The sequence below is a fragment of the Lysinibacillus antri genome (assembly GCF_003977595.1).
GTDB classification, from domain to species: domain Bacteria; phylum Bacillota; class Bacilli; order Bacillales_A; family Planococcaceae; genus Ureibacillus; species Ureibacillus antri.
In genome coordinates, this window is record NZ_RYYR01000001.1 from 305,982 (window position 1) to 318,212 (window position 12,231).

The 12,231-nt window shown below is 36.6% G+C and carries 14 protein-coding genes, 1 pseudogene and 1 other annotated feature; all 15 genes and pseudogenes read right to left on the reverse strand.

What is annotated here, in order from left to right:
- Nucleotides 1-68 precede the first annotated feature (68 nt).
- Nucleotides 69-524, reverse strand: coding sequence for a transcriptional regulator ThrR (gene thrR / locus EK386_RS01565; RefSeq protein ID WP_126657247.1), 456 nt, complete (start codon nt 522-524; stop codon nt 69-71).
- Between the two features lie 27 nt (nt 525-551).
- On the reverse strand, nt 552-1,841 hold the full coding sequence (gene obgE / locus EK386_RS01570; RefSeq protein WP_126657277.1) for a GTPase ObgE: 1,290 nt from the start codon (nt 1,839-1,841) through the stop codon (nt 552-554).
- Between the two features lie 63 nt (nt 1,842-1,904).
- Nucleotides 1,905-2,429 (reverse strand): Spo0B domain-containing protein, encoded by a 525-nt coding sequence (locus tag EK386_RS01575; RefSeq protein ID WP_126657248.1) that lies wholly within the window; start codon nt 2,427-2,429, stop codon nt 1,905-1,907.
- Between the two features lie 207 nt (nt 2,430-2,636).
- A complete protein-coding gene (rpmA, locus tag EK386_RS01580; RefSeq protein ID WP_126657249.1) occupies nt 2,637-2,936 on the reverse strand; it encodes a 50S ribosomal protein L27 in 300 nt (99 codons plus the stop codon).
- A gap of 13 nt (nt 2,937-2,949) precedes the next feature.
- Nucleotides 2,950-3,294, reverse strand: coding sequence for a ribosomal-processing cysteine protease Prp (locus tag EK386_RS01585; RefSeq protein WP_126657250.1), 345 nt, complete (start codon nt 3,292-3,294; stop codon nt 2,950-2,952).
- Nucleotides 3,295-3,308: 14 nt separating this feature from the next.
- Nucleotides 3,309-3,617 (reverse strand): 50S ribosomal protein L21, encoded by a 309-nt coding sequence (gene rplU / locus EK386_RS01590; protein WP_126657251.1) that lies wholly within the window; start codon nt 3,615-3,617, stop codon nt 3,309-3,311.
- Nucleotides 3,618-3,631: 14 nt separating this feature from the next.
- Nucleotides 3,632-3,707 (reverse strand) — a sequence feature (ribosomal protein L21 leader region).
- Between the two features lie 39 nt (nt 3,708-3,746).
- A complete protein-coding gene (locus EK386_RS20410) occupies nt 3,747-4,385 on the reverse strand; it encodes a site-2 protease family protein (protein WP_246027551.1) in 639 nt (212 codons plus the stop codon).
- Nucleotides 4,358-4,909 carry a M23 family metallopeptidase gene (locus EK386_RS01600; protein ID WP_158674356.1) on the reverse strand — a complete coding sequence of 184 codons (552 nt, stop codon included), beginning with the start codon at nt 4,907-4,909 and terminating at the stop codon, nt 4,358-4,360. The genes EK386_RS20410 and EK386_RS01600 overlap by 28 nt, the downstream gene beginning before the upstream one ends.
- A gap of 214 nt (nt 4,910-5,123) precedes the next feature.
- Nucleotides 5,124-5,921 carry a septum site-determining protein MinD gene (gene minD / locus EK386_RS01605; RefSeq protein WP_126657253.1) on the reverse strand — a complete coding sequence of 266 codons (798 nt, stop codon included), beginning with the start codon at nt 5,919-5,921 and terminating at the stop codon, nt 5,124-5,126.
- Between the two features lies 1 nt (nt 5,922).
- Entirely contained in the window at nt 5,923-6,591 is a 669-nt protein-coding gene (locus EK386_RS01610) for a septum site-determining protein MinC (protein WP_126657254.1), read from the reverse strand.
- A 27-nt stretch (nt 6,592-6,618) separates the two neighbouring features.
- Nucleotides 6,619-7,143 carry a rod shape-determining protein MreD gene (mreD, locus tag EK386_RS01615; RefSeq protein ID WP_126657255.1) on the reverse strand — a complete coding sequence of 175 codons (525 nt, stop codon included), beginning with the start codon at nt 7,141-7,143 and terminating at the stop codon, nt 6,619-6,621.
- The gene (gene mreC, locus EK386_RS01620) at nt 7,144-8,064 is read right to left on the reverse strand and encodes a rod shape-determining protein MreC (RefSeq protein WP_126657256.1); all 921 of its coding nucleotides are present in this window, start codon (nt 8,062-8,064) and stop codon (nt 7,144-7,146) included.
- 13 nt (nt 8,065-8,077) lie between these two features.
- Nucleotides 8,078-9,097: a rod shape-determining protein gene (locus EK386_RS01625; RefSeq protein ID WP_126657257.1), complete on the reverse strand. Its 1,020-nt coding sequence runs from the start codon at nt 9,095-9,097 to the stop codon at nt 8,078-8,080.
- A gap of 531 nt (nt 9,098-9,628) precedes the next feature.
- Nucleotides 9,629-9,775: pseudogene (locus EK386_RS01630) on the reverse strand (JAB domain-containing protein); the annotation flags it as partial.
- Nucleotides 9,776-9,922: 147 nt separating this feature from the next.
- Nucleotides 9,923-11,836, reverse strand: a complete 1,914-nt coding sequence (ltrA, locus tag EK386_RS01635; RefSeq protein WP_126657259.1) for a group II intron reverse transcriptase/maturase — start codon at nt 11,834-11,836, stop codon at nt 9,923-9,925.
- Between the last annotated feature and the right edge of the window lie 395 nt (nt 11,837-12,231).

Here is a 12,231-nt window from a genome sequence, read left to right on the forward strand (position 1 = left end):
GTTTTTTAATTTTTCAAAATGTTTTAGTTGAAAAAGAGAGAGCAATATTACATGCTCTCTAAATGTTTTTATAAAGCCCCAGAACTAATCACTTCTGCAGACTCTACAAATTCTAGTTTCTTTAATTGTTGAATTAATTGATCCAACTCGATTGTCATACTTGTAACATCTAATGACAATGTTACATTGGCACGACCTTGAATTGGAATCGTTTGGTGAATGGTCAACACATTACAATGTGAAATGGTCACCACTTCTAATAGTCTTGCTAATGCACCCTTTTCATCTTGCAATTGAATAAAGATGGTTAATATTCTTTCTCGAACGATGGAGTGGAAAGGAAAAACGGCATCTCGATATTTATAAAATGCGCTCCGTGACAAATCCACTTCCTTGACCGCATCCCATATGGATGATACTGCTCCACTTTGCAAAAGATGTTTTGCTTGTAAAGTTTTTTGCATCGCATCTGTTAGCACATCTTCACGTACTAAATAATATCTTTGATTCGCAACGTTTTTCATACTTTCCCCCCACAAATCCCTTAAAAATTACTCAATAAATTCAAATTCAAATTCCATTAATCGGACAATGTCACCATCCGTTGCGCCACGCTCACGTAATGCATCATCTACACCCATTGCACGTAATTGTCTTGCAAATCGACGAATCCCATCTTCACGGCTAAAGTCTGTCATTTTAAATAGACGTTCAATCGAGTACCCCGATAATACAAATGCTCCATCATCATCCCGTGTAATGTCGAAGTCTTCACCTTTTTTCTCATGCTTATAAAGAACGGTTGCATCACTTTCTTCTTCAATCACTTCATGCAGTTCGAAATGTGGTGTCACTTCTAATAAGTCCGCGATTTCAAATAATACTGGTTTTAACCCTTGACGTGATACTGCTGATACCGGGAATACTTTCACTGCATCCCCTACTTTTTTCTTGAACTCTTCTAAGTTCTCTTCAGCATCTGGCATGTCCATTTTGTTTGCTACAACAATTTGAGGACGTTCCGTTAATCGTAAATTATATTGCTTAAGCTCTTCATTAATCTTTACAAAGTCCTCGTATGGATCGCGGCCTTCCATTCCTGACATATCGACTACATGGACGATTACTCTTGTACGTTCGATATGACGAAGGAATTGCATACCTAAACCTACCCCTTGATGCGCTCCCTCAATTAAACCTGGTAAATCGGCCATTGCAAAACTTCTTCCATCTTCCGTTTCAACCATTCCTAAATTCGGTACGATTGTTGTAAAATGATATGCGCCAATTTTTGGCTTTGCTGCTGAAACTACTGATAAAAGGGTTGATTTCCCTACACTTGGATATCCAACTAATCCAACATCTGCAAGTACTTTTAATTCTAATATAACATTTAATTCTTGTCCTGGCTCCCCTTTTTCTGCAAGTTCTGGAGCAGGGTTTGCTGGTGTTGCAAAACGAGAATTCCCTCGTCCACCGCGTCCACCTTGTGCAATAACGGCTGTTTGTCCATGTTCAACTAAGTCTGCAATTACAGCCTTCGTTTCTTCATTTATTACGACCGTTCCAGGTGGTACTTTTACAACTGTATCGCCAGCATTTCTTCCGTGCATGCCTTTACTCATCCCGTGCTCGCCACGATCTGCCTTGAAATTACGCTTATAACGGAAATCCATTAGCGTTCGTAATCCTTCTTCTACTTCAAAAACGATATTCCCGCCATGACCACCATCGCCACCTGCTGGACCACCATTGGGTACGTATTTTTCACGGCGAAAAGCAACCATTCCATCTCCACCGTCGCCACCCTTAACATAAACTTTAACGTGATCGACAAACATACTCATACTTTCACTCCTGTTCTTAGAAAAACATCTTATCAGATCGAATGAGTCCTACTCTTTCTAATCTTCTAAGCTCAATACATATTTCCATACTTGATTAGTTTGTTCATATGTTTGAATTTTTACATTTGCTAACTCTTGACGCGTAAATTGTGTTGCATCCCAATTTCCCTTTAAATCAAAAGTTAATTTAAAGCTACTTTCTATTGAATCAATCTCAATGACTAACTGTTGTTCAGTAAAAGGATCTAAATGATCATATACATGAATAACTGTCTTTTCTAAGTATTCTACAATTTGCTCATCTTTTTTCATATCAACAGGAACTACTACATTACTTTTTAATGTCAATTCAAGTGCTGGAAATCGCCATTGCAAAGTTTGTAGCCATTCTACGGTTTTTGGTAATTTTAATTTATTTATATTAGAAAAGGTTTTGCAAGCAGTCGAAACTTCATTGATAATATTTTTCGCTTCGTCTACCTTTCCTAATTCTAAATTCATTTTTATTAACTGCAGATGATTCATAAAATCATGATTAGCAAATCTTATAACATCACTATTCGAAAGTGTAGGAATTTTCATATTGAACCTCCAACCAAATCTAGTCAAAATTGCTATTAACAGAATAAGTATAACAATTTTCCCTATTTTTTTCTGCCTCGAATACTTTGAGAAAATTTCAATTATCCATAGAAAAGCGAAAGGCGCTCGCTTAGCTCCGAAAATTTTATACGTTCTTCACCAACAAAAAAGGACTGCTGACTAGCAGTCCTTTTTTATGTTCATCGATTATGCTTCTTGAGCAACTGGATAAACACTTACTTTTTTCTTGTCACGGCCCATACGTTCGAATTTAACTACGCCGTCAACTTTAGCGAAAAGTGTGTCATCTCCACCACGACCTACGTTTGTACCTGGGTAAATTTTTGTACCGCGTTGACGGTAAAGAATTGAACCACCAGTTACGAATTGACCATCAGCACGTTTAGCACCTAAACGTTTTGATTCAGAGTCACGTCCGTTCTTTGTAGAACCTACCCCTTTTTTCGAAGCGAAAAATTGAAGGTCTAAAGATAATAACAATTTCATTTCATTCCACCTCCTACTTTACTTGGTTGTAGTTGATTTGGATATACTGTCCATAGTTTTGAACCATCGAGTAAACTTGAGCAGTCATAACTTGGACAATTAATTGTAATTTTGAGTCAATATCAGCATTTAAATCAGTAGGAAGATCTACTCGTAAATAGCCTCCACCTTCAGTTGCTTGGTCAATCTTCGGTTCGATTTGTAAAAGTGCATAAATTGCATTAACAGTACCAATGGCAATTGTCGATGCACCAGCACAAACTAAATCTTTCCCTGTTTGATCGTATTCAGCATGTCCTGAAAATTCAAATGCAGACACATGTCTATTTTCATCGTGATGAATCGTAACAGTAATCATCTGTTTCACCTCGATTAAGCGTTGATTGATTCAACAACTAATTTAGTGTATGGTTGACGATGACCTTGTTTACGACGGTAGTTTTTCTTCGCTTTGTATTTGAATACAGTGATTTTTTTAGCGCGACCTTCTTTAACAACTTTCGCTGTTACAGTAGCACCATCAACAGTAGGAGCACCTACTTTAACTGTTTCGCCACCTACGAATAAAACTTTATCAAAAGTTACTACTTCGTCAGCTTCAACACCTAGTTTTTCAACGTAGATTTCTTGTCCAGCTTCTACTTTGATTTGTTTTCCACCAGTTTCGATAATTGCGTACATTTACTTGCACCTCCTCTAAGTCTCAGACTCGCCTGTTATGAAAGGTGATCTTTCGATACTTAAACCTTCCCAGAGCGGTTGTAGCACGGGTGCTACAAACAACATTACAATAATAGCATCTTAGAAATTCTAAGTCAACCGATTCATCACATATTTTTCAAATGCTAATCGATATTTCCGATAGCGCCATTCACTTACTAATTTTATAAATATAAAAATGCTTAATACTAATAAAAATAGCGTTTTCGGCAACATAATAAACGTGATTATGATTGTTAAAATAGTAAGTAGAAGTGAAACTGATAAGTACATTTCAAAGAGCCTTGCTTTCGGATAAAACATTAAAATAAAGGATAATACAATTCTTCCGCCATCTAGTGGCCAAACTGGAATCATATTAACCGCTAATAAAACCAATTGAATTTTAATTAATGGTTCTGCTAACAATGGATCTAAAAATGGAATGACCAAAAAACAACACAGTGTAGCAATTGGTCCACCGAGAGCGATGATTAATTGCTTCTTTGGTGATAGAGCAATTCCTCCTTTAAGCTGAATTTCTCCCCCATAAGGCATAATGACACATCGCTCTACCTTTACTTTACAAAAATAAGCTGCAAGGATATGACCGAATTCATGAATAATTAAAGACGATAGAATAAGTGCATAATACGAAACATTCCCATACAACACCATACTAAACAAAATCGGCAAAAATAATGGATGAATGGTCATCCGCATCATGATTGCGTATGCTCTTTCATCCATTGTAGTGTTTGTTCAAGATTCAAATCCTTCCCATCCATTTCGATTTTTATATATAAATCACCTGGTTCTTTGTTTGCAATCGTGCTGCCTCTTTCAATTGATGTATACGGTAACAACGAGAAGGAATCTACATTGCCATAAGTTACGGTTGTATCATCTTCATAAAAAACCGAAATTGTTTTTCCTGTTGTTTTTGAATGCCCAGTATATACGACAAGACCATTTTCAATCGCTAGAATAGGAATTGTTTTTTCAAAAGTTAATAAATATCCACTGTCATAGGGCTTAATTGCCACAAAGGATAATAGCTCTTGGTTCACAGTCTCCGATGAAACAGTTATTTTTGTTCCTTGTTCATCCCCAAATACATTTCGTAGCAAGTTCCGCATCATCGATAAATCTTCTGAACTGTACACAACTTTCTTTACATCAATATTTATTTGTTCACGCTCTTGCAACTGAGTGCCAGTTAATACAAGTGCACAAAGAACAAAGGCCGCAATCCATTTCCATTTTTTGTTCACTACCTCATCCATTCTCATTTTTCATAGTATATGAAAAATATGAAAATACGATTCAATGAGATTTAGAAAAACTCAATTTTCTTTGGCGTAAAAAGAGTTAATTAAAGAATCGATATTTAGCACAAGTGTAATAACGGCAAATGTTCTAAGTTATTTTAAGAAAAATAAAAAGGCTATTGAAATCGATGTATCAATAACCTTTACTTTGAAAATATTATTTTGAGAAAATAGAAATCAGTTTTTTGAACATGCCTTTTTGTTCGCCTTCAATCGTCATAAGAGGAACCGATTCTCCTAAAATTCTCCGCGCAATGTTACGGTAACCTAAAGATGCTTTATTATTTGGATTCATGACAATTGGTTCACCTTTATTAGAAGACGTAATTACTTCCTCATTATCAATAATTATACCGAGCAAATCAATCGATAAATGTAAAGTAATTTGATTAATATCCATTGTTTCATCATTATTCATTAATTCTTTACGAATGCGATTAATGATTAGTTTAGGTGGTTCAATATCCTCTTTTTCAAGTAAACCGATAATGCGATCTGCATCTCGTATAGCTGAAATTTCCGGAGTTGTTACAACAATAGCGCGATCTGCACCAGCTACTGCATTTTTATATCCTTGTTCGATTCCTGCGGGGCAATCAATTAATACATAATCATATTCTCGTTTTAATTCATCAATTAAACTCTTCATTTGCTCTGGCGTTACAGCGTTTTTGTCCGTTGTTTGAGCAGCCGGTAATAAAAATAGTTTTTCTTCTACACGCTTGTCCCGAACAAGCGCTTGATGTACTTTACAGCGGCCTTCTATTACATCGACTAAATCATAGATTATACGATTATCTAATCCTAGTACTAAGTCTAAGTTTCGTAAGCCAATATCTGTATCTACTAAACATACTTTCTTCCCTTGAAGAGCCAATGCAGTTCCCAGATTGGCGGTTGTTGTTGTTTTACCTACCCCGCCTTTACCTGAAGTTATTACAATTGCTTCACCCACATTAGCTTCCTCCTTTAACTGTACTTAATAATGGTCGAATCTTTCTTACTTCTTGTAACCGTTCATATGAAATTATGCCATCCGTATTCAGATATGCGAATAATTGCTCTACATGATTTTTTACGAATGGGCTTTCATTTGACATAACTTCAATTTGATCAGCAATTAAAACATGGGTAGGTTCAAAATGCGAAGCCACAATAACAGCATCACGATTTCCTTCTATTCCTGCATGTACGATTCCTTTTAAATTACCTAATACAAAAATATTACCAACTGCTTCTATTTTACCATTGGGATTTACATCTCCAATAACAATAATATCACCAGAAGATTCTAACACTTGACCAGAGCGGACAATACCAACAAATGTTTCACTTTGACTCGTTAATAGTTTTTCTCTACTTTCTTCAATTGTGATGACATCACTATGCATTTTGGCAACATGCATGCTACCTGTGTATTGTACAATGTCAACAAGTTGTTGCTGTTGATCCTTTGAAATATAACGATTTCCTAAATGGAGTTGTACATCCACTGTCCCATCAATACTACCTTCCGAAACTTTTCGTTCAAGTTCCTCTACTAACTCTGCGTAGGCGCACTGATCATCTAGCCGAAGTACTAACCCTTCTTTTGTCCCTTTAATATGGACAAGCTGCTTTTTCATTAAAAGCGACACCTCACGCTTAAAGATTTAAGATATATCTCGGGCATGCTGTAATACACGCGCATTAATCAAGTATTTAAAAGCCCACCCAAGCATAATTAAAAACAATAAATTTGCAATAATTGTTGGAAGTAAACGATTACTTAAAAATCCTGCTAAAGGAATCGCCGTTAAATTTGTAAATGAGAAAAAATAATATAAAACGAATTCCATAAGTGCTACTAAAACCAAAGATAATATTGTTGTGACGCTTAAATGCTGATGAATGAACCTAACGGAAGATCCTGCAACGAAGCATACAAGTGGATATAAAAAGGAATATAATCCAATAATATCAATGTAAAAGACATCATACAAGAGTCCAAAAAACAAACCATACAGACATGCACGCTTACGACTATAATAAATAGAAATAAAAATCAAATAAAGAATAACAAAGCGTGGAACTAATATGAATATCTCTTCTCCCCACTCAATTGGAGAAAATAGTGCAAATTCCGGCTCCAAAAGAAATAAAATAACTGCAACAAAGGGAATTAAAAAACGTATCATCTATTGTTCACCTTCATCAGTATTCTCTATTGGTTCATTTGTTAAATCCTCATCTGTTCCATTCCCATCAGCCCCATCGATGGATACAACATTTCTTTTAGCAATAATAACATCCTCCAGCATAGAAAAGTCTGCTGCAGGTTTTACATAAGCCATTTTTGTTAAGCCAAAATCATCCGTTGTTACTTCTGTTACTTCTCCAATTAAGATGCCTTTAGGGAAAATCCCACCTAATCCTGAAGAAACAACCTGTTCTCCAACTTTAACATCCAAACTTGAATCGATACGTTTAAGTATTAATTCATTACGTTCTACATCATATCCTTCTAACAAACCAAAAATATCCTTATTTTCTCCTTGTACCATTGCAGAAACACGGAAATTTGGATTATTTGTTTGAAGGAGTTCCACTTCAGCAGTAAAGGGTGTAACCAAACTGATTTTACCAATAAGGCCATTCGCCGTCATAACAGCCATATTTAATTCAACACCATGAGACGAACCCTTATCCAAAATGACCTTTTCTTCCCATTGATCCGGGTTGCGTGCAATAACGGTTGCCTTTAAAGGATTAAAGTCTTTTAAACTATCTTCTTTTCCTACTAGCTCTTTTAACGATTTATTTTCAGATTGCAATGTATTAACTTCTGCTTGAAGTATAGCAAAATCTTCCAAACGCATTTTTAAACGTTTATTTTCTTCGTACGTATTTAATAAAGAATTAATATCATCGAAAATTCCTGTTATGTAATTTGCTGGCTTCGCAACAAGAGACTGTGCAAAGCCAACTGTGTCTTTAATAAATTGTTCGGGAAGACTAGCGCTTTGTCGATCACGCAATGTGAAGCTAATCAATGCCACAAGGAAAATTATACCAACGAGTAGCAGTATTAATTTCTTGTTTGAAAAAAACTGTGGCATTGCTCTTTCCCCCCTATTTTTTCATCTGTTGTGAACGGACTAAATCGATATGTTCTAACGCTTTTCCTGTGCCTATTGCTACACAATCAAGCGGATTTTCTGCAATAAAGACAGGCATATTTGTTTCATCACTAATTACTTTATCTAGATTACGTAATAGCGCGCCACCGCCAGTAAGAACAATTCCTCTTTCCATTACGTCCGCAGAAAGCTCTGGAGGTGTTTGTTCTAACGTTTTCTTTACGCCATCAATAATAGCAGCGATTGCTTCACGTAACGATTCTGAAATTTCTTCGGCCGTAATTTCGATTGTTTTTGGTAAACCCGTTAATAAATCGCGCCCTCGTATTTCCAATTTTTCATTGGAATCGTCCACTCGAGCAGTACCAATTTCAATTTTGACTTTTTCGGCAGTACGCTCACCAATTGTTAAATTGTACGTTTTTCGAATATAGCTAATAATGGAGTGATCCATTGCATCGCCACCGATACGCACCGACTCACTTGTCACAATACCACCTAACGAAATAACAGCGACCTCTGTTGTTCCACCACCGATATCCACAACCATCGAACCTGTTGGATCCCATACAGGTAAATCTGCACCAATAGCAGCGGCAAATGGCTCTTCAATCGTAAAGGCTTCTTTTGCACCCGCTTGTCTAGAAGCATCAATAACTGCACGCTGCTCGACCGATGTAATGCCATATGGTACACAAATCATAACATTCGGTTTTTTCCAATTAGATCCTGAGTTTTTTAATGCTTGTTTCAAATAATATTGAATCATGGCAGTTGTAATATCAAAGTCAGCAATAACCCCATCTTTCATCGGGCGAATTGCCACGATCGAACCTGGCGTACGTCCAATCATATTTTTTGCGTCATTCCCAACTGCTACGATATCACCAGTTTTTGTGTTTTTAGCAACAACTGATGGTTCGCGTAAGACGATTCCTTTTCCTTTAATAAAAACAAGTGTATTCGCTGTGCCAAGATCAATCCCGACATCTTTATTTCCTAATCCAAACAAGTTTTGTACTCCCTTTCTCTTTAAGCCATTCTTTCACAGTGCCTAAAATCATAAGAATTATTATAGCTGAAAACATTGAAAAATTATAGTATCACATGTTCTGTTCTACTATATTTGTCTAATTACCTTCAATTTTTTCGACATTTTTCATTGTATTTCGATTGAGGCAACGAAACAAATAAAATAATTATGTAAGATTTTACATTCGTGTAACAACTACACCACTTTGATGACGAAATTAATGGATATAGGTTCGATGAAATAGAAATGTAATGAAAATAACGTCAAAACTTTTTATATTTCACTTTTTTCTATAGATTATTATTATATTTGTCATACGAATGTTATATCATTTTAATCATAATTTGCCCAAAATCAAGGTAAAAATCCGTATGAATGTACAATTAGATATTTTTGTTTTCTCGGAGAAAAGCAAAAGGAGCTAGCGCTTGTAGCTAGACATTATTTAAACTCAAAAAAATCCTCCCAAATAATAGGAAGGCATTCAAGCAATTAAACATGATAATATTTCTACATATATCCTTTTTCTTTTAAACTAATAAATTGATGGTCGCCGATGATAATATGGTCGATCAAGTCAATGCCCATAATAAAGCCTGCTTCTTGAATCCGTTTCGTTACATCAATGTCTTCTGGACTCGGTGACGGCACGCCGCTTGATAGCAATAGGTAAGGCTTTGACGTCATCGCCACCTTTTCCCCTGCTCCACACCGTGCATGCAACTTTCATCGCACACGGCGTTCCATCGTTCATTTTGTTATTTCATTTAGCTCAAACTACGATAATTTCAACTATTCCTTTTGTTATATGGCTTCATTTCCAACCATTGTTCTTAATTGATTGAGTTTATGTCGTTGTTCCGCATTTGGTTTTATCATTTCTACATATTTTTGAATCGTCTCTTTCGTTGTCACATGAATTAATTTGTGTACGTCTCTTGATAGGAGTACCAAGTTTGAGTAACGGTCATCCTTTGTTTTATGCCATAACGTTTTATGATGACAATCCATTTCTGTTAGAATTAATTCTTCACCCATAACAGCACATTTCCCATTTTGTGCGACAAACAAGGAAATACGGTTGTCATTTAATTCAATGGTTGCACGGTCGCTACTAATCGGGTGTTCCCTTAGCCATTGAAGCTGCCATTCGGGAACACTACGTTGTTTCTGGTGGATCAGGGCCCGACCCTCTGTTGTGAATTTACATACACCATTTTTCGGCATGAGTGCGTTTCTCGTTTTGATAAAACCAATAGGAATGATAGGGTAATCATTGATATACCTTGTCATTTTGGATCTTAAATACGGTTGAATGCCTTTATCTTTTATGTGGTGAACCTTTGAGCGTTTCTTTAAGGATAAATGTTTAAAACGATGCCTTTCTACTACAGTTAGCTGGTATTGGATTGGCATCAAGCTCGCGTTGACTTGTGTAGCGATTTGATAATAGTTATGTATGCCTATGACCATACTGTTGTAGATTTGAAGTTGCTTCATCAGTTCTTGTCCATTCGGTGCTCGTTGTATCACCTTGATTTGGCTCTTTAACTGTTCTTTAATACGTTTTCGTGCTTTTTCTGTGATGTGTGAGTGACAAACAAATTTCTTGTTTCCGACACGGTCATAGCCTTTTCTCTCCATTTTCAAATCAAATCCTAAAAATTCACTACTTTTCTTTTTCAAATTCGTAATCTGTGATTTTTCTTCCGATATAGGTAACCCTAACCGTTCTTCTAACCACATTTTACTCGCTATGAAAATCTTCTTAGCGTTCGCACGTGACGTTGTGAAAATTTTAAAATCATCTGCGTAACGAACAACGTACATTTCTTTTAGGCTTGATGTTTTTCTTAATTGTTTGTACCGATATTGATGGCTATAAAGACCTGTACTTTTAATATAATGGTTATTGATAGAACGACATTTCTTACTCTCCCATTGATTCGCAATCCACCAATCGAACTCATTAAGATTGATATTGGCAAGTAGTGGGGAGAGAATGCCTCCTTGCGGAGTTCCTTTTGTCGGATACGTAATATCACCATTTGGAAGAACAACGGGTGCTTTTAGCATTTTTCTCAAAATGACGAGTAGTTGCTTGTCTTGAATGCCCGTTGTCCAGATTTGACGCATTAGTTTTGTATGTTTCACTTCATCAAAGAAGCCTTTAATATCGATATCTACAACGTACTGCATCCGATTATTATTGATGCGACTGGCCGCTGTTGAAATGGCATTTTCAGCAGATTTCGTTGGTCGAAACCCGAAACTATATTTATAGAACTTCGCTTCGCATATCGGCTCTAATACTTGTAAGATACATTGTTGGGCAATGCGATCCCACATTGACGGAATGCCTAGTGGTCGCATTTTCCCGTTTGGCTTCGGAATTTCCACCCGTTTTACATGGCGTGGATGATACTGTCGAAAGCGTTTCTTAACAGTTGCGATAAATTTAGCCGTACTTAACTTTTCAATATCATAAATGGTTACATCATCCACACCCGCTGTTGCGCTCCCGTTATTACGTTTAATATTACGGTAGGCAAGCAAAATATTGTCCTCTGATGTGATGATGTGCATTAAGTTTTTAAATGGTTGGTTTTCTTTACTTTTGGCATATAATGCATCAAAAGTTTCCGTCATACCATAATACTCGGCATGTCGTAGCCTTGTGTTTTTCATTCTAGGAATCTTCTTGAAGTTTTCGCTCATGGTGTATCACGCTCCAATCTTGGCTCGTGACCTTTTTAGTCATACGAGAATCCCTGAAAGTTTGAGTTAAAATACAGAAAACAAACGACTTGAGGCTATCGCTCCATTTCCATTACAGAAACTTCAACGCTCATGCCTCTACTCTCACTACCATAAAAGAAAGTTATAGATATTCTCCTTTCCTTTCTACCATTTCATTGCGTGTATCCGCTCCATGTGGGTAGCTTTCCACGTTCCCTTCACTCTATCAATATCCTAACTTAGGTGCTAGCTCTTACCTGGCGTCCTCTCCACCGCCTATAACGGTGCATGGAGCTTTCGAAACCACCATACTTACTCGCCCACGGAACGCACTTGTCTCTTTCAACAAGCCCACTCATTTCTAAGTGCGCGCC

Excerpts from the sequence above, each read along its gene's own strand:
- thrR (WP_126657247.1), bottom strand. The coding sequence starts at position 524 with ATGAAAAACGTTGCGAATCAAAGATATTATTTAGTACGTGAAGATGTG.
- obgE (WP_126657277.1), bottom strand. The coding sequence starts at position 1,841 with ATGTTTGTCGATCACGTTAAAGTTTATGTTAAGGGTGGCGACGGTGGA.
- EK386_RS01575 (WP_126657248.1), bottom strand. The coding sequence starts at position 2,429 with ATGAAAATTCCTACACTTTCGAATAGTGATGTTATAAGATTTGCTAAT.
- rpmA (WP_126657249.1), bottom strand. The coding sequence starts at position 2,936 with ATGAAATTGTTATTATCTTTAGACCTTCAATTTTTCGCTTCGAAAAAA.
- EK386_RS01585 (WP_126657250.1), bottom strand. The coding sequence starts at position 3,294 with ATGATTACTGTTACGATTCATCACGATGAAAATAGACATGTGTCTGCA.
- rplU (WP_126657251.1), bottom strand. The coding sequence starts at position 3,617 with ATGTACGCAATTATCGAAACTGGTGGAAAACAAATCAAAGTAGAAGCT.
- EK386_RS20410 (WP_246027551.1), bottom strand. The coding sequence starts at position 4,385 with ATGGATGAAAGAGCATACGCAATCATGATGCGGATGACCATTCATCCA.
- EK386_RS01610 (WP_126657254.1), bottom strand. The coding sequence starts at position 6,591 with ATGAAAAAGCAGCTTGTCCATATTAAAGGGACAAAAGAAGGGTTAGTA.
- mreD (WP_126657255.1), bottom strand. The coding sequence starts at position 7,143 with ATGATACGTTTTTTAATTCCCTTTGTTGCAGTTATTTTATTTCTTTTG.
- mreC (WP_126657256.1), bottom strand. The coding sequence starts at position 8,064 with ATGCCACAGTTTTTTTCAAACAAGAAATTAATACTGCTACTCGTTGGT.
- ltrA (WP_126657259.1), bottom strand. The coding sequence starts at position 11,836 with ATGAGCGAAAACTTCAAGAAGATTCCTAGAATGAAAAACACAAGGCTA.